This window comes from Pseudomonas sp. KH_024_B2 (genome assembly GCF_057839965.1).
In genome coordinates, this window is record NZ_CM174502.1 from 1843546 (window position 1) to 1862812 (window position 19267).

The following is a 19267-nucleotide window of genomic DNA, read 5'->3' on the forward strand; positions in this document are numbered from 1 at the left end:
TAGAATGAACACCAATTCCTCGTCGGTCTGTTTGTCATGCCTCCTGAATGCCAGCTGTTCGGTACCCTTGGTTGCCATCTCTGTGAACTGGCCGAAGCCGAGCTGATGGAGCTGGTCGAGCACGGTCTGTCGGTGGAACTGGTCGACATTGCCGAAAACGAAGACTGTTGCGAAGACTACGAGCTACGTATCCCGGTCCTGCGACGCATTGATACCGGTGCCGAACTGGATTGGCCCTTCGATGCCGAGCAGATCGTGTTTTTTTTACGTTGACCCTGAGACAGGGCAAGCTCTGCGCTTGCCGATCCTTCCGTAATCCGTTGGCGAGAGACGTAATATTCGGTTACTGTATGCCCATACAGGTGTCGAGTGTTTTGCCATGTCTCTCACCTGGCGAATCAAGAATATGGAGGGATATACCATGGTCAATGTCGAACAATTGAAGAGCAGCGTGAACCGGATGTCCGCTGACGTCGTCCGCGAGGCCGTGCTCGAATTGCGCCTGGACGGGCTGGTCACGGAAGGGAAAACACCCTTCAACAAGCTGCATTTCAATACCTGCTTCGCTGAAATCGAAGCCTTGTTTCAGCGCGCCGGCTACCACCGGCAACTGGATGTCGTGGGTTATCAAGGTTTGTTGTATGCGCTTTATGATCCTGGTCGCTGGGAGGCGGTCGATGTCCTGCGCTGGCTCAAAGAGTTTACCGAAGCAGCGGCGCAGCCTGCCTGATGGCAGTGAATTCCCGGTGATGGAATCTCTCCTAGGTTCGCGTGCGCCCATGTCGGATAATGCCGGCTTGCACCAATAGCCAGAGCCCCTGTATGTCGACGTCATCTTTCAGCGCTGCACACACTCAAGCGAGCACCTTGTATCTGCCTCCTGGCTCATGGCCGACCGTGCTCGATTGCCTGTGTGAACACTTCAGCGCCATCGGCCGCGAGCAGTGGCTGGACCGGATCGCTCGTGGGCGGGTGCTTGATGGCAATGGTGTGGCGATTACCCTCGGCTTGCCTTACAAGGAAGGCCTGCGGATACATTATTTTCGTGAGGTGCCTGACGAAAAGCCGATCCCGGTGCTGGAGTCGATTCTCTATGCCGATGAGCATCTGGTGGTGGCGGATAAACCGCATTTCCTGCCGGTCACCCCGGCGGGAGAGTATGTCGAACAGACCTTGCTGCGACGCCTGATCCGTCGACTGGACAATCCGCATCTGGTGCCATTGCATCGCATCGACCGGCATACGGCGGGGCTTGTGTTGTTTTCGGCCAATCCCGAGAGCCGTTCGGCTTATCAGTCGTTGTTTCCCACCCGCAAAATCGAGAAGCGCTACGAGGCTATTGCCCGTGCTTTGCCCGAACTGTCATTTCCGCTGGTCCACAAAAGTCGACTGATCGATGGCGAACCCTTCTTTCGCATGCAGGAAGGCCCAGGTCTCAGTAACACCGAAACCGCTGTCGCGGTCAGCGAGAAAAACGGCGAGCTTTGGCGTTATGCGTTGTCTCCCGTCACCGGCAAGAAACACCAGTTGCGGGTGCATATGAGCGCGTTGGGGGCGGGTATCTGCAATGATCCGTTTTATCCCGATGTCCTGAAGGGTGTCGAAGATGACTATGCCAACCCGCTCAAGCTGCTGGCTCGAGGTTTGCGCTTTACCGATCCGTTGACGGGGCTGGAGCGTCATTTCGAAAGCGAAATTACCTTGCAGTGGTGAGTCGCGCTCTTTTTGGCGCTGCTTTGCTCCCTGCAAAAATGACAAAACCCGCACGAGGCGGGTTTTGTCTGTATCTGCCTGTAGCCGTTCGGCTTACAGATCTTTAACGGTGCGAACCTGATCTTTGTTGACGCGCGTTGCTTTGCCGTCCAGTTGTTCGAACTCGTAGAAGCCTGAGTCTGTATCGTATCTAGGCGTGTCGACGGCCTGGATTTCGCGACCGTCATTCAGGGTGATCACAGTCGGCGATGCGCAACCGGCGAGAGTGGCGAGGCCCAGTGCAAGCATCAAAGTGGCGAGGGTCCGTTGAGTCATGGTGTTCTCCGAAATGGATTCTTTTGATTACTGGTCCTGAGACGTATACCGCGCGCGCAAGTTCCTTGGCTAGTGTCATTCTGAGACGATGTTGTGTTGGCTTAGCAGTTCGGGAGTGTTCAGGTTAGCCAGGCGCTGATCATTTTCGGGGCATTGCAAGGCAACGGCGCCCAGCTTGCGCATGACTCTGCCCGGGCTGCGTTCACCTTGCGCCCAAGCGCTTTCGAAAGCGCCCGCGAGCGCCGTCGGGATGATGCACAGCAGCGGTTCCCAATGCTCGCCATGACGCAACATCAACGGTTTGTCCGGATGCTGACTGGCGGTTTCCCGCATGGCGTTGAGCAGACTGGCATCGATTTGCGGTACGTCGCAGGGCAATACCATCAGGTGAGCATGTCGAGCCACTGCGAGCCCTGCGCGAATGCCGGCCAATGGGCCGGGGAAATCGCCGTTGTCGTCGTGGACCAGTTGGTCGGCGAAAGGCGCGTATTTCTCCTGATTGCGGTTGCAGGAGATGATCAAATCGTCACTCAACTCGCGAGTCTGGCGGTGCAGATGAGCAATCAATGGCAGGCCCTGCCACTCCAGCAGCCCTTTATCCTGACCGCCCATGCGTTGGCCGCGCCCGCCCGCCAGGAGCAGAATGGAGCATGGCGGCAGGTGAGTGTTCGAGTTCATGGCGCATCTCCACAGGGGCAGTGAAATGGGGCGCTGTGATATAACACCGGGCTGTTTCTCCTACAACTGGATCGAGCCTATGAAAGCCAAGGCTGATGTACCGTTTGCACCCTTGAACATCGCGGTGTTGACTGTCAGCGACACCCGCACCCTGGAAACCGATACTTCCGGACAGCTCTTCGTCGACCGTCTGACCGCCGCCGGCCATAACCTGGCCGCGCGGGTCCTGCTTAAAGATGACCTCTACAAAATCCGCGCGCAAGTCGCGACCTGGATAGCCGAAGATGTCGTACAGGTGGTGCTGATCACCGGCGGCACCGGTTTTACTGGCCGCGACAGCACTCCGGAAGCTGTCGGTTGCCTGCTCGATAAACAGGTCGATGGTTTCGGTGAGTTGTTCCGGCAGATTTCGGTCGCCGACATCGGCACCTCGACCGTGCAGTCCCGGGCCTTGGCCGGATTGGCCAATGGCACGCTGGTGTGCTGCTTGCCGGGTTCGACCAACGCAGTTCGCACCGGCTGGGACGGGATCCTCGCCGAGCAACTGGACTCGCGGCATCGGCCGTGCAACTTCGTCGCGCATCTGAAACAGGCCGCACCCTGTGAATCCCGTGGGTAAGCCGGGCAAGACCGGAGCCTTGATGCCGGTCGAGGTAGCGTTGGCCCGCTTGCTGGCGATGGCGCAAGCCTCGCCGATTCGCGAGTGCGAGCAACTGCCGTTGGCGCAGGTTCAAGGCCGGGTGTTGGCTGACGATTTGATTTCGACCCTGGATCTTCCGCCCTGGCCTAATAGCGCGATGGATGGCTATGCCTTGCGTCTTGCCGACTGGAACGGCGAAGCGCTGGCGGTCAGCCAGCGGATATTCGCCGGGCAAGCTCCAGAGCCTTTGGCGCCTGGCACCTGTGCAAGGATTTTCACCGGCGCTCCTGTGCCCGCAGGCGCTGACTGCGTCGAGATGCAGGAAAATGCTGAAGTGCTGGCTGATGGCCGTGTGCGCTTCACCGAGACGCTGCACGCGGGACAGAATATTCGTCCACAGGGCCAGGAAACCACCGTCGGTGAAGTGGTGTTGTCGGCGGGCACTCGCCTGGGGCCTATCGAACAAGGTTTGGCTGCTTCCCTGGGCTGCGCGCAGCTGAAGGTGATTCGCCGGGTGCGGGTGGCCGTGCTGTCCACCGGTGACGAACTGATCGAGCCAGGGCAACCGCTGGGTCCGGGGCAGATCTACAACAGCAATCGCGTGCTGCTGTGCAGCTGGTTGCAGCGTCTGGGCTGTGAGGTGATCGATGCCGGGATCTTGCCTGATGATCTGCCGACCACCCGTAACCGGCTCGCCGGGTTGGCGGATGTTGACCTGATCCTTTCCACGGGCGGCGTATCGGTGGGAGAAGCGGATTTCCTCGGCATCGCCCTGCGTGAAGAAGGTGAGCTGGCGCTCTGGAAACTGGCTATCAAACCCGGGAAACCCTTGACTTGCGGACATTTCCGGGGCGTGCCGGTGATTGGTTTGCCGGGCAATCCTGCATCGACCCTGGTGACCTTTGCCTTGTTGGCCCGACCTTATCTGCTGCGCCGTCAGGGCGTGGAGGCGGTGCGGCCGCTGCAGTTTCAGGTCCCCGCCGGGTTTGTCTGGCCCAAGCCGGGGAACCGCCGAGAGTACCTGCGGGGGCGCCTGGAGCAAGGGCGAGCAATCATCTATAGGAATCAGAGCTCCGGGGTATTGCGCAGTGCGGCCTGGGCCGAGGGCCTGGTCGAAGTGCTGGAGGAGTGCACGCTGGTCGAGGGCGATTGGGTGAACTTCATTCCGTTGAGTGAAGTGCTGGGGTGAGCCTTGTTGGGGGCATGTGAGGAGGCTTGGCGTAATGCCAGTAGGAGCGAGCTTGCTCGCGATGAACGTTAACGATAACGCGTGTTTTCTGAATGAACGCGCCGCCCTTGAGTCCATCGTCGGAACGCCGCCCGGAGCAATCGAGCGTCGACCGGCTGCTCCTACAAGGGCGCAGCGGGCTAATGGATCAGCGCTTGCAGAAGCTGACCGAAACGGCTGTTGGAAATCCAGGCCAGGAGAGCAAGCACCAGCATTGCTGCTACGCCTGACCAGGCGAGCTTGCTCTTGACGGATTTAGCGTTGCCGGAAAAGAACTTCTCATTGTTCATGTCAATGTCCTTCCTTGTGTGAGGCATCGTTCGCCCGAAAATAATGGTTTTACGAACGTTCTTCGATTACCTCTCTCAGGTCAATTAGGCCGATTCGCAGTGTGCTGTCAGAAAAGTTACCGCAGGAGCGGTCACCACTGCTTGGGGATCGAGAGTCGGCTAATCATCGAGACTGATGATCTGTTCCCGTACGGCAAACAGCACCAGGCCCGCGACGTCGTAGATCTGCAAGCGCTTCATGATCTGCGAGCGATGGGTTTCGACCGTCTTGATGCTCAAGCCCAGGCCGTTGGCGATTTCCCGGGTGGATTTCCCGCGGACGATCAGCCGCAGGATTTCAAGCTGGCGTGCCGTCAGGTTGTGGGTTTGCGCGGGTTCGGGCTGGTTTTTCCTGGCGTGGGTCAGCGCTTGGGTGATCACCGTATGGGCGATGGCCGGGCTCAGGTAGCGCTCGTTATTGCGCAAGGCTTCAAGGGCATGTTCGAGTTCGTTGGCTGTGGTGTCCTTGAGCAGGTAGCCGTGAGCGCCTGACTCCAGTGTCTGCATGATCAACGAGGGGTCGGTGTGCATGGACAGAATCAGCACCTTGCTCTGCGGGCGGACCGCTTTGAGCCTGCGCAATGCCTCGAGACCGCCGATGTCCTTCATGGAAATATCCAGAAGGATGATGTCCGGACACAGTTTTTCGACCATCTCCAGCAGCTGTGCGCCATCGTTGGCTTCACCGATCACGTCGTAGCCGGGAATGTCCAGGACCAGTGCGCGTACGCCGGCCCTGATGAGCGAGTGGTCATCCACCAGAAGTAAATTACAGGTCAATGTAAAACCTTATCGGTACTGGCCCGTTCGAGGGCGCGGGGCGCCCAGGGAAACAATGCTTCAATCTGAGTGCCTTTGCCGGGTTCGCTGGTGACGGTCAGCGTGCCGCCCAACAGATCGATCCTTTCGGCCATTCCGGCCATCCCACGCTGGCCTTCCTGGCCAGGATTGCGTGCAGGAGAAAAGCCCTGCCCGTCGTCGCTAATGAACAGTGCCAGGCCTTGGGGCAGACGTTGCAGGCGGATCAGCAGATTCGTTGCCTGGGCATGGCGCAGCATATTGGTGATGGCTTCCTGAGTGATCCGAAAGGCCGCAACCGTCATCTCTTCCGGGATGCCGGTCAAACGCTGCCGGCATTCCAGACTCCAGTGCACCGGGGTATTGGCCAGGGTCTTGAGCAAATGCGCGCGCAAGCTGGCCTCCAGCCCAAGACTGGCCAACTGTCTAGGGTTGAGAATGGCCGATACGTCGCGGACTTTTGTCAGGGTTTCTTCCAGCGTGTCGCAGAGTACGGCGCATTGGTTTTGCACGTTTTCGGGCAGGCGTCGTTTTAGCCATTCGCTTTGGAGTTTTGCCGCGGTCAGTAGTTGGCCGATGTCGTCATGCAGTTCTCGACTGAGTCGATGACGTTCGTTTTCCTGAACTTGCAACAGACGGTCGGCCAGTTCCTGAGGTTCGAACCTGATCGATTTCAGCGAGTGACGATGTTGAACCCAGACGCTGGTCAATGCGGCCAGGTTCAGCGCCAGCAGACTCAAGGGTAATGGGCTGGATTGGCAGTAGATCAGCAAACTGCCGATGGCCGAAAAGAGACACAGCAACAAGCTGAGCAGGCGCGCGTTTTTCCAGGAGAGTGGCCAGGCGATGATTGACTTGAGGCTAGCGTACATAGCAGATGGAGCCAATAAATGTTCGCTGCGGGTAGACCAGTCCTGGCGGCTGACGGGCCCCTGTCTGGAAAAGGGTGCTGTTTGAATAGTGAGCTTCAAATTAGTGCAGTCTGTTCGTCTGAAACGAGCTTTGTACTGATTTGTACTAACTTGAAATCTGGCGTCAATTAACGGTCGGCATAATACCACCTAAGATACCGTTGGTCGCGTTCTGGATATATGTCCAAAGCGTCAGGAATTTAAGTGTTTCTGGACGGAGGTTCCATTTTTGACAGGTATTTACTAATGACTCCCGCCAGTAAGTTGCGGTTGTCGGTAACGGATATGAAGTGTTCAATTGCGACATGCCAGGCAACGTTCAAGTTGATCTTCAGGCCATGAATAGTCGGCGCTGTTACACGCTCATGCCTGATTCTTTGCGAGAGAAACCAGCGTAAACGGCTTGGGATGGCGCGGCGCACAAGAGTGGCTCTGACCCACCTGGAAGGCCAATGCGTTGATCAGAGTGACTTGTTCACCGTCATCCAGACTGAGCTTGCCGGTATTGAGATCGATGAGCTCAAGTTGCCAGGCCATCAAGGTGAAGCAGTCTTTCAAGGCATTCAGGGCCTGATCGTGCAGATTCAGATGGCTTTGCGCCTGGCTTAGCACACCGTGAATATTGCGCGAGAATTCGGCAACCGCCTGGATCGCCAATGCATCGGCCTTGTTGGCAAGCTTGAGCAGGGTACTCAGCATGCAGTCGATGGCGTCCTTGTCATTACTGATCAATTGCAGATGACTCAGACATTCCTCTGACTTGGCCAGTAGTGTCTCGGCTTCGAGGAGAAACTCGGGAAGTCGCTGATACCACTCTTTTCCGTCGTTCAGCATGCTGTTCTCCACAACGTCATGTCAGGTGGGGGAATGTCGCGTGTGGCGAATGACCTGCGATTACGAGCAAATACCTGACTCCATTCATGCAGTGAGAATGGCGTCACATTAATGGCTATTAGATATTGCGAATATCAGGTCGGACCTGATTGGCAGTAGGGGATTCCCCTAGACAGGGGAACCTTGCGCAGGAACTGAGGTCGTGCGATGGGGAATGTAACTGAATGAATGACGAAGCCAGTAAAGCATGATGTTAATGTGATATCAACGCCTCTGCATGGCATTTTGTCTGGGGGTCAAGATTCGGTGCAATCGGCCGATAACTCTCTTTAGTGAATTCATCAGAACACGCCCAGGAGTCATTAATGGCCGGCATTCTCGACACGGTAGATCAACGCACGCAACTGGTGGGTGAGAATCGCCTGGAAATTCTCATGTTCCGCCTGGCCGGTCGGCAGCTTTTTGCGATCAACGTCTTCAAAGTGCAGGAAGTGTTGCAGTTGCCCAAGTTGACACTGATGCCTCAGCGCCATCCGTTTGTTTGCGGCGTAGTCAATTTGCGTGGTCAGACGCTGCCGGTGATTGACCTGTCCCAGGCGATCGGCATGCGGCCGCTGGTGCCGGGGCCGAACAGCACGATCATCGTGACCGAGTACAACCGTTCGGTGCAGGCATTTCTGGTCGGTGGCGTCGATCGCATCGTCAACATGAACTGGGAAGCGATTCTGCCACCGCCGACCAGCGCCGGTCGCCAGCATTACCTGACTGCCATCAGCAAGGTCGACGATCAACTGGTCGAGATCATCGATGTGGAAAAAGTCCTGGCCGAAATCGTGCCGTACAACGCCAAGGTCTCCCGCGACAAACTCGATGACCCGTTGCTTGCGCGCGCTCGCGGTCGCGAAATATTGTTGGTCGATGATTCCAAGGTGGCTTTGTCCCAGTTGCGCGATACCCTGGGCCAGCTTGGGGTGAAGATGCACATCGCCAGTGACGGTCTCAAGGCGTTGAACATGCTCAAGGCCTGGGCTGACACCGGCGTGGTCATGACCGACAAGCTGCTGATGATCTTCACCGATGCGGAAATGCCAGAGATGGACGGCTACCGTCTGACCACTGAAATCCGTAACGATCCACGCCTGCGCGGTTTGTATGTGGTCCTGCACACATCGTTGTCCGGCAGTTTCAACGATTCGATGGTGAAGAAGGTCGGGTGCGACAACTTCCTGTCCAAATTCCAGCCGGACAAACTGGTCGACGTGGTTCGCCAGCGGCTGATGCTGGACGAAGTTCCTGCCTGAGGAGCTCTAAATGTAGGAGCGAGCTTGCTCGCGATGGACGTTAACGATAACGCGTGTTTTCTGAATAAACGCGCCGCCCTTGAGTCCATCGCGAGCAAGCTCGCTCACACCGTCTGCCTTTGATTCGGCGGTCAAGCTCGTATAGGGTGACGTTTTGGCCCAACAGGGAGCTGGCTCATGCTGCGTCTCAGCGCGCTTTATCGTTATCCACTCAAGTCCGGCAAGGGCGAACCGTTGCAACAAATCACCCTGGATCAACTGGGGCTGGACGGGGATCGACGCTGGATGTTGGTGGATGAGGCCAGCGGACGCTTCCTGACCCAGCGTGCAGTGCCTGAAATGAGCCAGCTCTCGGCTCTGTGGAATGCCGCTGGCGGCCTGACCCTCAGTGCTCCCGGGCGTTTGGTCATCGATGTCCCTCTGCCTGGCGACGAAGCAGAGCTGCGTGGCGTGACCATCTGGCGTGACACCTTGCGGGTTCCGGATGCCGGCGACGAGGCGGGGGCCTGGCTGAGTGAGTTCATCGGCAAGCCCACGCGGCTGGTGCAAGTGCCGGTCGAGCGTGCTCGTACCACTCAGGCGGGCTACGGTAGAGACGATGATCAGGTGGCATTTGCCGATGGCTTTCCGCTGTTGTTGATTGGTCAGGCTTCGCTGGACGATTTGTCGAGCCGCGTCGGGCGCCCGCTGGAGATGCTGCGTTTTCGCCCCAATCTGGTGATCGAAGGCAGTGAGGCCTTTGCCGAAGACAGCTGGAAGCGGGTGCGCATTGGCGATGTCGAGTTCCGCGTGGTCAAACCTTGCTCGCGCTGCATCCTCACCACCATCGACCCACAGACTGGCGAGCGCAGTGCTGATCGTGAACCTTTGGCCACGCTTCAAAAGTACCGGGCGCAAGAAGATGGCGCGATGTTCGGCCAGAATCTGGTCAACGACGACAATGGCCGGCTCGAGGTCGGTATGCCAGTGACGATTATCGAGTGACCCTGAGCCACCTTGAATAAAAAATGCCCGTATCGCTTGATACGGGCATTTTTGTATCTACAGCAAACAACCAGGCTATTAGCCGCGGTATTCGCACAGATAAGCAGTGTCGACAGCGACCTTCAGCTGGAACTTGCTGTTGGCCGGAACATTGAACTGGCTGCCGGCGGCGAAGGTTTCCCAGTCGCTGCTCTCCGGCAGTTTGACTGTCAGAGCGCCGGACACCACATGCATGATTTCACGCTGGCTGGTGCCGAATTCGTATTCGCCCGGTGCCATGACGCCGATAGTGGCCGGACCTTCAGTGGTTCCGAAGGCAATCGACTTGACGGTGCCGTCGAAGTACTCGTTGACTTTAAACATGGGCGATTCCTCGAAATAGGCTAAAAAGGCTGGCCAGTATGCACAAGCCTAAATAACTCGTCACCTGTCTAGAGCGGAAGAATCAGCGGCAATAAACGTGCTGTATTACGCGCATCCTCCAATGCCCGGTGCTGTTGGCCAGTGAACTGCATCCCGGCCAGTTGCAGCGCACCATTGAGTCCCAGCGGCCGTTCCAGTCGACGGGCCTTGGCAAAACGCTGTTTGAGATTTATGTGGGGCACCTGGCTGAGGGCGCTCTGCAGCTCCAGGCGTCGCCAATCCTGTTCCAGTTGCTTGCGATCGTAATCACCCCAGCTGGCCCAACCGTCCAGACGTGATTGATGCTGGTCGAGCCAGCGTTCAAACAGCGGCCAGACCTCGGTCAGGGGTTGGGCAGCATCGATATTGGCTTGAGTGATGTGCGTCAGCTTGCAACAGAACGGCGTCAGCAACGGCCGGCGCAACGGGCGTACGAACCGTTGAAAGCTATCCAGCTCCCGACCTTCGCGGTTCACCAATGTGGCGCCGATTTCAATGATTTCCATCTCGGCCACCGGCCAACCGCCGTCATCGGTTGTGGCTTCCAGATCAATTACCAGCCAGTGAGGCATCGCAGGCTTCCTGATTTGCGCGTCCCGATAAGGCTGAGCGTAGCGAGTTGCTTATTCGACCTCCAGCAGAATTTGCCGGTTTTTCACCTGGTCGCCCAGGCTGACCTGGATGTGTTTGATCACGCCATCGATACCGGCCTTGAGCGGATGTTCCATTTTCATCGCTTCGAGCACCAGCAATAGCTGGCCCTTACTGACCTGGCTGCCTTCGCTGACCAGGACGTCGACGATAGCGCCATCCATCGGCGCTTTCAGGGTGCCGGAGCTGACGCTGACCTGGCTGCTGAACTGGCTGCTAACAAATGCCCAGGTTTGATCGCGCAGATGCAGGCTGCCGGGACGGGTGAACAGCCACAACTGCCCGGCATCGAGCCGGTAGGCGTAACGTCGACGGATACCATTGAGTTCAAGGCTGGCCCAACGGCCATCGCAATTGAGCAACTTCAGTTCGAAGGTTTTTTCGGCGTGCTGAACGTGCAAACTTCCCGAGGGCAGGGCGGTCAGTTCCAGTGTCCACTGCGCCTCATCCAGTCCGATGCGGTAGTGCAGCGGCACCTTGGCGTTGTTGCGCCACCCCGCGAGCGTGGTTGAATGGGTGCTGGCCGAATGCTGATAGAACAGCGCGGCGGCGATGGCCAGTTCTTCGGCGGTGGGTGTGTGTGGATACAAGCCGGGGTCGTCGGAAAAATACTGAGGGATGAACGCCGTACTGAACTCACCGGCAATGAACTGCGGGTGATCAAGCAGATGGGCCAGCAAGCGCTGATTACTCTGCAGGCCCAGCAGCACACTGTCCTCGACCGCTCGCAGCAACTTGCGCCGGGCTTCTTCGCGGGTGGCGCCGTGGGCGATGATTTTGCCGAGCAGCGGGTCATAGAACGGACTGACAGTCTGGCCTTCGAGCAGCCCATGGTCGATGCGCACGCCGTCTTGCAACGCCGGTTCCCAGCGCACGATCTCACCGGTTTGTGGCAGAAAATCCGCTGCCGGGTCCTCTGCGTACAAACGCACTTCGATCGCATGACCCTTGAGCTCGATCTGCTCCTGGCGCAATGGCAAAGGCAGCCCGGCGGCGACGTGCAGTTGCCAGGCCACCAGGTCCAGGCCGGTGATCAGTTCAGTCACCGGATGCTCGACCTGCAAGCGGGTGTTCATTTCCAGAAAGTAAAACTGCCCGCGCTGATCCAGCAGAAATTCCACGGTCCCGGCGCCGACATAGTTCACCGCGCGACCGGCCTTGAGCGCCGCTTCGCCCATGGCCTGGCGCAACTCGGCGGTCATCACCGGGCAGGGTGCTTCCTCGATGATTTTCTGATGACGGCGCTGGATCGAGCAATCGCGCTCGCCGAGGTAGATCAGGTTGCCGTGCTGGTCGCCGAACAACTGGATTTCCACGTGTCGCGGTTCGATCAGCGCTTGCTCCAGAATCAGTTCGTCGCTGCCAAACGCATGCAGGGCTTCAGAGCGCGCGGTGCGGATTTGCGCCAGCAGTTCGCGGGCCTCGTGCACCAGGCGCATGCCGCGTCCACCACCGCCGGCGCTGGCCTTGATCATCAATGGATAACCGATGCGCCCGGCTTCGCGGCTCAGGGTTGCATCGTCCTGTTCGGTGCCTTGATAGCCGCTGATGCACGGCACACCCGCGGCAAGCATGGCGACCTTGGACAGTCGTTTGCTGCCCATCAGCTCGATGGCTTCGGGGTCGGGACCGATAAAGGTGATCCCGGCGTGCTTGCAGGCTTTGGCGAATGCGGCGTTTTCCGAGAGAAAGCCATAACCGGGATGGATCGCATCGGCGCCACTGCGCCGTGCCGCGTCGATGATGGCGGCGCTGTTCAAGTAGGACTGCTGCACGGGCGCGGGGCCGATGTTCACGGCTTCGTCGGCCAATTGCACATGGCGCGCGTCGGCATCGGCATCACTGAACACCGCGACCGTGCGGTAACCCAGCGCCTGAGCGGTGCGCTGGATGCGACAGGCGATTTCACCGCGGTTGGCGATCAGGATTTTGCTGAAGGCGGGCATCGAGTGATTCCTTTGTTTTTGCGGTGTCTATCAGGCCGTCTTCGCGGGCAAGCCCGCTCCCACATTAGCTCTGAAGTGATCACCCAATTGTGTTCACACTGGAGATCCCCTGTGGGAGCGGGCTTGCCCGCGAATGCTTTTCAGGGCGCCCAGATCGGCGCGCGTTTGTGCATGAACGCCGTGGTCCCTTCGATACCTTCCGGCCCGGTCACCGCAAAGCTGAACCAGTCGGCGGCCTGATCCAGTAATGCCGCCTGAGGTTGTTCGACACTGGCCAGCAGCAGGGCTTTGGTCGCGGCATTGGCACCGGGTGCGCAGCAGAGGACGTGCGCGAGGACTTCGTCGAGGCGTTCGGCCAGGGCTTGCGGATCCTGTTCGACAAAATGCACCAGGCCCAGACGCTCGGCTTCATTGCCGTCAAAGCGCGCCGCGGTCAGTGCCAGCCGGCGAGCCTGGGTCAGACCGATGCGCTTGACTACGAACGGGGCGATTTGCGCCGGCAGCAAGCCGAGGCTGGTTTCCGGCATGCCGAACTGCGCTTGATGATCGGCTATCGCGATGTCGCTGACGCAAGCCAGGCCAAAACCACCGCCCAGCACTGCGCCTTGCAACAGAGTGATCACCACTTGCGGCGCTTGTTCGGTCTCTTCCAGCAGGGCCCCGAAGGCGCGGTTCAGCTCGCGATAAGCTGCCGCACCCTGGACGCGGGCAATGGCCATATCTTTCAAGTCAGCGCCAGCAGAGAAGTGGCCGCCAGCGCCGCCGATGACCAAGGCGCGGATCTGCCGGTCGTCACGCACCGCAGCCAGCACCGCACGCAACTCCGCGACCATTTGCAGGCTCATGGCGTTGCGGCTTTCAGGTCGGTTCAAGGTGATATGCAACACACCGCTGTGGGGTTCCAGCAACAGTGTTTCGCAGGCGGGTAGCGGGCTCATGGTTTTTTCCCAGGCAGGATGCCCATCAGTTTGCAGATGATGCCCAGCATGATTTCGTCGGCGCCGCCGCCAATCGAGACCAGCCGCACATCGCGATAAGCCCGGGCCACCGGGTTGTCCCACATGAAGCCCATGCCGCCCCAGTATTGCAGGCAGCTGTCGCTGACTTCCCGACCCAGGCGCCCGGCCTTGAGCTTGGCCATCGAGGCCAGACGCGTGACGTCCTGACCTTTGATGTAGTGCTCGGTGGCTTGATAGACCAGCGCTCGCAGGCATTCGATTTCGGTCTGCAGCTCGGCCAGGCGGAAATGGATCACCTGGTTATCGATCAGTGCATTACCGAATGTCTTGCGTTCGCGGCAGTATTCGATGGTGCTGTCGACGCAGTATTCCAGGCCTTTGATCATGTTCGCCGCGCCAAACAGGCGTTCTTCCTGGAACTGCAGCATCTGCATCATGAACCCCGCGCCTTCATGGCCGATGCGATAACGCTTCGGCACGCGCACGTTGTCGAAAAACACCTGGGCGGTTTCCGAACTGCGCATACCGAGCTTGTCCAGGTGCGAGCCGAGGCTGATGCCGGGACTGTTCATCGGCACCATGATCAGCGATTTGTTGACGTGGGGTTGGTCATCCGAGGTGTTGGCCAGCAAGCAAATAAAATCGGCGCTCGGCGAGTTGGTGATCCACATCTTGCTGCCGTTGATCACATAGTCGTCGCCGTCTTTGCGGGCAGTGGTTTTCAGCCCTGAGACGTCGGAACCGGCGCCGACTTCCGAGACGCCGATGCAGCCGACGTATTCGCCGCTGATGGCCGGGCGCAGGAACTCTTCACGCAGTTCATCGGAGCCGAAGCGCGCCAGCGCCGGGGTGCACATATCGGTCTGCACACCGATGGACATCGGAATCCCGCCGCAATGGATGCTGCCGAATTCTTCGGCGGCGACGATCGAGTAGCTGTAATCGAGGCCCATGCCGCCGAATTTTTCCGGCTTGGAAATCCCCAACAAACCCAGGTCGCCAGCCTTGCGGAAAATCTCATGGATCGGAAAACGCCCGGCCTTTTCCCATTCGTCGACGTGGGGATTGATCTCGCGATCGACAAAGTTGCGGACCGTGCGCCGCAGTTCTTCGTGTTCCTGGGTGAAGATCATTCTTGTTGTTCTCCTGAGATCAAAAACGCGCGACACCAAAGCTATTGGGTTGTAGCTGACGAACCTCGGCCTCGTGGCAAATATCCAGCAGATAGCCCAGCAATATCCGTGTATCCCGTGGATCGATCAGGCCGTCGTCCCACAGATTCGCGCTGCCGTACAGCGCCGTGGACTGGCTGTCGAGTTTGTGCGCGGTGGCCTGTTCGAGCATGTCGAGCATCTGCGGATCGGCGATCAAACCGTCCTTGGCCTGTTTGGCCTCGGTGACGATGCGCAGCACCTTGCCGGCCTGGGCGCCGCCCATCACGGCGGTGCGGCTGTTGGGCCAGGCGAAGATGAAGCGTGGGTCGAGGCCGCGGCCGCACATCGCGTAATTACCGGCGCCGTAGGAGCCGCCGACGATGATGGTCAGTTTCGGTACGCGGGCATTGGCCACCGCCTGGATCATCTTCGCGCCGTGCTTGATCACGCCCTGTTGTTCCGACTCGGTGCCGACCATGAATCCGGTGGTGTTGTGGAAGAACAGCAGCGGCGTCTGGCTCTGGTCACAGAGCTGAATGAACTGTGCAGCTTTGCTCGCGCCTTTGGGCGTGATCGGGCCGTTGTTGCCGATAAAACCACAGGGCCGACCCTGGATCTGCAGGTGGCCGCAGATCGTTTGTCGGTCGTACTCGCCCTTGAATTCGAGGAAGCTCGAACCGTCTGCCAGCCGGGCGATGATTTCCCGAACGTCATAGGGCTTTTTCGGATCGTCGGGGATCAAACCGAGTAACTCGTCGATCGGATAGAGCGGCTCGGCCCAGGTCCTGGCCGACGGCCCGGGCAACTGCGCATTCCACGCCAGCAGGCTGACAATTTCGCGGACGATGCGCAGACCATCGGCATCATTCTCGGCCAGGTACTCGGCAGTGCCGGCGATTTGCGCGTGCATCTCGGCGCCGCCCAGCTCTTCGTCAGTGGCCACTTCGCCGGTGGCCGCCTTGAGCAGCGGCGGACCTGCCAGAAACAGCCTGGCCTTGCCGCGCACCACCACCACGTAGTCCGACAGCCCCGGTTGATAAGCCCCGCCGGCCGTCGCCGAGCCGTGCACCACGGTGATCTGCGGCAGACCCATGGCCGACATCCGTGCCTGGTTGGCAAAGCTGCGGGCGCCCTCGACGAAAATCTCCGCAGCGTAATTGAGGTTGGCACCGCCGCTTTGCGCCAACGTCACAATCGGCAGTTTGTTTTCCATGGCGATCTGCTGCAGGCGCAGGGACTTTTTCAGGCCGCTGGGGGAGATGGTCCCACCCTTGATCGCGCTGTTGTTGGCGACCACCAGGACCCGCACTCCGGACACATAACCAATCCCGGCGATCAGCCCGCCACCGGCCTGGCTGCCGTCCTTGTCGTCGTGCAGCGTGTAGCCGGCCAGGCTCGCCAGTTCGAGAAACGGCGCGCCGGGATCAAGCAGCAGGTTCAGCCGTTCGCGGGGCAACAGCTGCCCGCGTTTAGCGAATTTCGCTTTGGCCGCGGCCGCTTTGCTCAGCAGGTTGTGCTCCAGCTGGCGAACCTGCGCGACAGCAGCCAGCATGGCTTCGCGGTTCTTGGCGAATTGCGCGCTGTGCGGGTCGAGCAGGGACTGAATCGCCGGCATGGACTATTCCTTACCCTTGAGCACGTCCGGTAATTCAGCACGGTGAAAACCATTGAAGGACTCACTGTGTTGCGCCTTGTGTATTGGCCATGCGCGACCGCCGAGGCTGGCAGCGCCATCGATGCGCAAGGTACTGCCGCTGATGAAGGCCGCCGCCGGACTGAGCAGGAAGACTATCGCCGCGCTGACCTCCGACTCAGTGCCGATGCGCTTGAGCGGCACATGTTCGCGCAAGGTCGGAATCACTGCTTTGTAGGCACCTTCATAGGTGTCCATGCCGCTGGAAGCGACCCAGCCCGGTGCCACGGCGTTGACTCGCACCCCGGCGTAACCCCATTCGAAAGCGGCGGTTTTGGTGAAGTTGTCCATGCCCGAACGCGCGGCGCCGGAGTGGCCCATGCCGGGCATGCCGCCCCACATGTCGGCGACCATATTGACGATGGCGCCACCGTGCTCGCTCATGGACTGATTGAACACTTCCCGGGCCATCAGGAAGCCGCCCACCAGATTGGTCCGCAGCACGGTTTCGAAGCCCTTCTGGCTGATCGTTGCCAGGGGTGCCGGGTACTGACCGCCGGCATTGTTGACCAGGCCGTGAATCGGTCCATGTTTGCTGATGAGTTGCCTGATCAGCACCGTGACCGCGTCTTCGTCGCGGATATCGCAGGTCTGGTAACTGGCTTTACCGCCGTCTTCGAGAATTTCCGCGGCGACGGTTTTCAACTTGTCGGCCTTGCGCCCGACCAACAGTACATGGGCACCGAGGAAGGCCAGCTCGTGGGCGGTGCAACGGCCGATACCGCTGCCGCCGCCGGTGACGATGATGGTCTGGTCGGCGAACAAATCGGCTTTGAAGATGGAGTTGTAAGCCATGGCGACAGTCCTCTAGTTGACTTGGTCGGCGATGCGTTGCGGCACCGGAATCTGGATCTCCAGCAGCTGCTGGGCGAAGGCCTTGCCTTGCGGGTCGATCCGCAGGCTGGCGACACCGCCGCCGCCAAGGGCGTTTTCCAGCAGAAAATTCAGGCTGTGAGTGCCCGGCAAATACCAGCGTTCGACGCGCCCGTGCAGTGGATCGAGGACGTGGCTCATCCAGTCGACGATCACTGCCGGCGTCAGCGCTTCGGCGATCCAGGGCAGGTATTCGGGCTGGCGCGCCATAACCCCGATATTGCTGTGATTGCCCTTGTCGCCGGAGCGTGCGACCGCCAGCTTGACCAGTGCCACGCTGGCGTCGGCGCGTCCTTCGGCGTTGGGTGGCTCGAACGGGACGGGCAGGGCGGTAGCGTCGAGGTGATCGAGCTCAGGCAGGGCACAGGCATGACGTTTCCCGGCCATTTCAATTTTGAGCTCGCAGGCGGATTTGTCGATCAGAAACGAAAACAGCCGGATCAGCGGATACACCGTTGGCCGCCCGCCGACTATCCCGGTCAAACCCGGCGCCATGCCAGTGGCGGCCTGGGCGATTTCCCGGGAGAACAGGGTCAGTGCCTGCTTATCCGGATGACGCACCGCCAGTTTGATCACCACTTCGCGACTGTCCTGGCGCTGGCCATGAGGACCATAGGTGGCCTCGCTGCCAAGCAGTTCGATATTCACTTCGCTGTAAGGCGCCCAACCGCGCAGGCTGAACATTTCCGAGGTTTTGTCGATGATCGCCTGGCTGACCCGCCGCGCCTTGGCAACCGCATCGATCCCGGCAATCAGACAACTGGCGGTGCAGCGAAAGCCATCCGGGAAGGTGGCGCTGACTTTGTACTGGTCGGTGGGCGGCAGGCCTTTGGCACCGTGAACCTGTACGGTGTTTTTGCCTTGCTGCTGGAGTTTGACCTGGGTGAAATCACAGACCACATCGGGCAACAGATAGGCCCGCGGGTCGCCGATTTCGTAGAGCAACTGTTCGCCCACGGTCAGTGGCGTGACCAGTCCGCCGGAACCTTCGGGTTTAGTGACAATGAACTGGCTGTCGGCACTGACTTCGACGATGGGGAAACCGATGTGTTCGTAGTCCGGCACGTCGCGCCAGTCGGTGAAGTTGCCGCCGGTGCAGTGGGCACCGCATTCGATGATATGCCCGGCCAGTGCGGCCTGGGCCAGTTTGTCGTAGTCGTGCCAGGACCAGCCGAACTCGAGCACCAGCGCGGCGCTGACCACGGCGCTGTCGACCACTCGCCCGGTAATGACGATATCCGCCCCCAGCCGCAACGCTTCGACGATACCCGGAGCGCCGAGATAGGCATTGGTCGAGACGCACATCGCAGGCAGCGGTGTACCGTTGAACATTTCATGAATGCCGCTGCTGCTCAGCTGTTTGAACTGCGGTTGCAGGTCATCGCCGAGCAGCACGGCAATCTTCAGCTTGACCCCCGCTTGATCGCAGGCCGCTTGCAGGGCTGCGGCGCAAGCGTGGGGATTGATCCCGCCGGCATTGCTGATGACCCGGATATGTTGCCGGGAAATTTCTGACAGTAACGGGCTGAGGACTTCGACGAAGTCGTTGGCGTAACCGGCCCGGGGATCCTTCATTCGCGCACCGGCCAACAGCGACAGGGTGATCTCGGCCAGATAGTCGAACACCAGGTAGTCCAGACGGCCACCCTCCACCAATTGCCCTGCGGCGGTAGAGGTGTCGCCCCAGAACGCGCTGGCGCAACCGATGCGCACGGTCTTGCTCATGACAGAGACCTTCTGCGAAAGAATTGTATCGAGATTACCAAGCAAGCGCTTGGTTTGTAAATGCCGGAAATTCTTCTCCCCGAGCGCTTGCTTGGTTGTCCTCGCCAGCTTAAATTGCCCGCGCAACCCCGGT

General features: G+C 59.4%; 21 protein-coding genes. 7 read left to right on the top strand and 14 right to left on the bottom strand.

The features are described 5' to 3' along the window. Nucleotides 1-36 precede the first annotated feature (36 nt). The 3 genes from AC3I0A_RS08740 (at nucleotide 37) to AC3I0A_RS08750 (ending at nucleotide 1713) form a co-directional block, all read left to right on the top strand. Nucleotides 37-273, top strand: a complete 237-nt coding sequence (locus AC3I0A_RS08740; protein WP_489377288.1) for a glutaredoxin family protein — start codon at nucleotides 37-39, stop codon at nucleotides 271-273. Nucleotides 274-421: 148 nt separating this feature from the next. After that, nucleotides 422-730 carry a transcriptional regulator gene (locus AC3I0A_RS08745; protein ID WP_489378457.1) on the top strand — a complete coding sequence of 103 codons (309 nt, stop codon included), beginning with the start codon at nucleotides 422-424 and terminating at the stop codon, nucleotides 728-730. A 92-nt stretch (nucleotides 731-822) separates the two neighbouring features. After that, entirely contained in the window at nucleotides 823-1713 is an 891-nt protein-coding gene (locus AC3I0A_RS08750; protein WP_489377289.1) for a pseudouridine synthase, read from the top strand. 93 nt (nucleotides 1714-1806) lie between these two features. Here AC3I0A_RS08750 and AC3I0A_RS08755 read toward each other — a convergent pair whose 3' ends face one another. Both AC3I0A_RS08755 and mobA read right to left on the bottom strand, forming a co-directional pair. Next, nucleotides 1807-2028, bottom strand: coding sequence for a YgdI/YgdR family lipoprotein (locus AC3I0A_RS08755; protein ID WP_489377290.1), 222 nt, complete (start codon nucleotides 2026-2028; stop codon nucleotides 1807-1809). Nucleotides 2029-2103: 75 nt separating this feature from the next. Beyond that, nucleotides 2104-2706, bottom strand: coding sequence for a molybdenum cofactor guanylyltransferase MobA (mobA, locus tag AC3I0A_RS08760; RefSeq protein ID WP_489377291.1), 603 nt, complete (start codon nucleotides 2704-2706; stop codon nucleotides 2104-2106). A gap of 79 nt (nucleotides 2707-2785) precedes the next feature. Here mobA and moaB point away from each other — a divergent pair, with 79 nt between their 5' ends. Both moaB and AC3I0A_RS08770 read left to right on the top strand, forming a co-directional pair. Further along, nucleotides 2786-3325 (top strand): molybdenum cofactor biosynthesis protein B, encoded by a 540-nt coding sequence (moaB, locus tag AC3I0A_RS08765; RefSeq protein ID WP_489377292.1) that lies wholly within the window; start codon nucleotides 2786-2788, stop codon nucleotides 3323-3325. 22 nt (nucleotides 3326-3347) lie between these two features. Next, a complete protein-coding gene (locus AC3I0A_RS08770) occupies nucleotides 3348-4535 on the top strand; it encodes a molybdopterin molybdotransferase MoeA (RefSeq protein ID WP_489377293.1) in 1188 nt (395 codons plus the stop codon). A 179-nt stretch (nucleotides 4536-4714) separates the two neighbouring features. Here the strand turns inward: AC3I0A_RS08770 and AC3I0A_RS08775 are convergent, their stop codons facing one another. The 4 genes from AC3I0A_RS08775 to AC3I0A_RS08790 form a co-directional block, all read right to left on the bottom strand. Beyond that, complete coding sequence (locus tag AC3I0A_RS08775) at nucleotides 4715-4864, bottom strand: hypothetical protein (protein ID WP_489377294.1); 150 nt, start codon at nucleotides 4862-4864, stop codon at nucleotides 4715-4717. A 159-nt stretch (nucleotides 4865-5023) separates the two neighbouring features. Next, nucleotides 5024-5683 carry a response regulator gene (locus AC3I0A_RS08780; protein ID WP_489377295.1) on the bottom strand — a complete coding sequence of 220 codons (660 nt, stop codon included), beginning with the start codon at nucleotides 5681-5683 and terminating at the stop codon, nucleotides 5024-5026. Beyond that, entirely contained in the window at nucleotides 5680-6573 is an 894-nt protein-coding gene (locus tag AC3I0A_RS08785; RefSeq protein WP_489377296.1) for a sensor histidine kinase, read from the bottom strand. Before AC3I0A_RS08785 ends, AC3I0A_RS08780 begins: the two co-directional genes overlap by 4 nt. A gap of 402 nt (nucleotides 6574-6975) precedes the next feature. Next, the gene (locus AC3I0A_RS08790; RefSeq protein ID WP_489377297.1) at nucleotides 6976-7446 is read right to left on the bottom strand and encodes a hypothetical protein; all 471 of its coding nucleotides are present in this window, start codon (nucleotides 7444-7446) and stop codon (nucleotides 6976-6978) included. A 365-nt stretch (nucleotides 7447-7811) separates the two neighbouring features. Here AC3I0A_RS08790 and AC3I0A_RS08795 point away from each other — a divergent pair, with 365 nt between their 5' ends. Continuing rightward, the gene (locus tag AC3I0A_RS08795; RefSeq protein ID WP_489377299.1) at nucleotides 7812-8747 is read left to right on the top strand and encodes a chemotaxis protein CheV; all 936 of its coding nucleotides are present in this window, start codon (nucleotides 7812-7814) and stop codon (nucleotides 8745-8747) included. A 177-nt stretch (nucleotides 8748-8924) separates the two neighbouring features. Next, nucleotides 8925-9731, top strand: a complete 807-nt coding sequence (locus AC3I0A_RS08800) for an MOSC domain-containing protein (protein ID WP_489377300.1) — start codon at nucleotides 8925-8927, stop codon at nucleotides 9729-9731. Nucleotides 9732-9809: 78 nt separating this feature from the next. Here AC3I0A_RS08800 and ppnP read toward each other — a convergent pair whose 3' ends face one another. From ppnP to AC3I0A_RS08840, 8 genes are all read right to left on the bottom strand, one after another. Continuing rightward, complete coding sequence (gene ppnP, locus AC3I0A_RS08805; protein ID WP_489071360.1) at nucleotides 9810-10094, bottom strand: pyrimidine/purine nucleoside phosphorylase; 285 nt, start codon at nucleotides 10092-10094, stop codon at nucleotides 9810-9812. A gap of 68 nt (nucleotides 10095-10162) precedes the next feature. Further along, nucleotides 10163-10705, bottom strand: a complete 543-nt coding sequence (locus AC3I0A_RS08810; protein ID WP_489377301.1) for a 3'-5' exonuclease — start codon at nucleotides 10703-10705, stop codon at nucleotides 10163-10165. Nucleotides 10706-10756: 51 nt separating this feature from the next. After that, nucleotides 10757-12730 (bottom strand): acetyl/propionyl/methylcrotonyl-CoA carboxylase subunit alpha, encoded by a 1974-nt coding sequence (locus AC3I0A_RS08815; RefSeq protein ID WP_489377302.1) that lies wholly within the window; start codon nucleotides 12728-12730, stop codon nucleotides 10757-10759. A 140-nt stretch (nucleotides 12731-12870) separates the two neighbouring features. Continuing rightward, nucleotides 12871-13668 (bottom strand): enoyl-CoA hydratase/isomerase family protein, encoded by a 798-nt coding sequence (locus AC3I0A_RS08820; protein WP_489377303.1) that lies wholly within the window; start codon nucleotides 13666-13668, stop codon nucleotides 12871-12873. Continuing rightward, entirely contained in the window at nucleotides 13665-14822 is a 1158-nt protein-coding gene (atuD, locus tag AC3I0A_RS08825; RefSeq protein ID WP_489377304.1) for a citronellyl-CoA dehydrogenase, read from the bottom strand. Before atuD ends, AC3I0A_RS08820 begins: the two co-directional genes overlap by 4 nt. Before the next feature lie 19 nt (nucleotides 14823-14841). Further along, nucleotides 14842-16458, bottom strand: a complete 1617-nt coding sequence (atuC, locus tag AC3I0A_RS08830) for a geranyl-CoA carboxylase subunit beta (protein ID WP_489377306.1) — start codon at nucleotides 16456-16458, stop codon at nucleotides 14842-14844. Between the two features lie 3 nt (nucleotides 16459-16461). Continuing rightward, nucleotides 16462-17331, bottom strand: coding sequence for an SDR family oxidoreductase (locus tag AC3I0A_RS08835; protein ID WP_489377307.1), 870 nt, complete (start codon nucleotides 17329-17331; stop codon nucleotides 16462-16464). Between the two features lie 12 nt (nucleotides 17332-17343). Continuing rightward, nucleotides 17344-19134, bottom strand: a complete 1791-nt coding sequence (locus AC3I0A_RS08840; protein WP_489377308.1) for an acyclic terpene utilization AtuA family protein — start codon at nucleotides 19132-19134, stop codon at nucleotides 17344-17346. Nucleotides 19135-19267 lie beyond the last annotated feature (133 nt).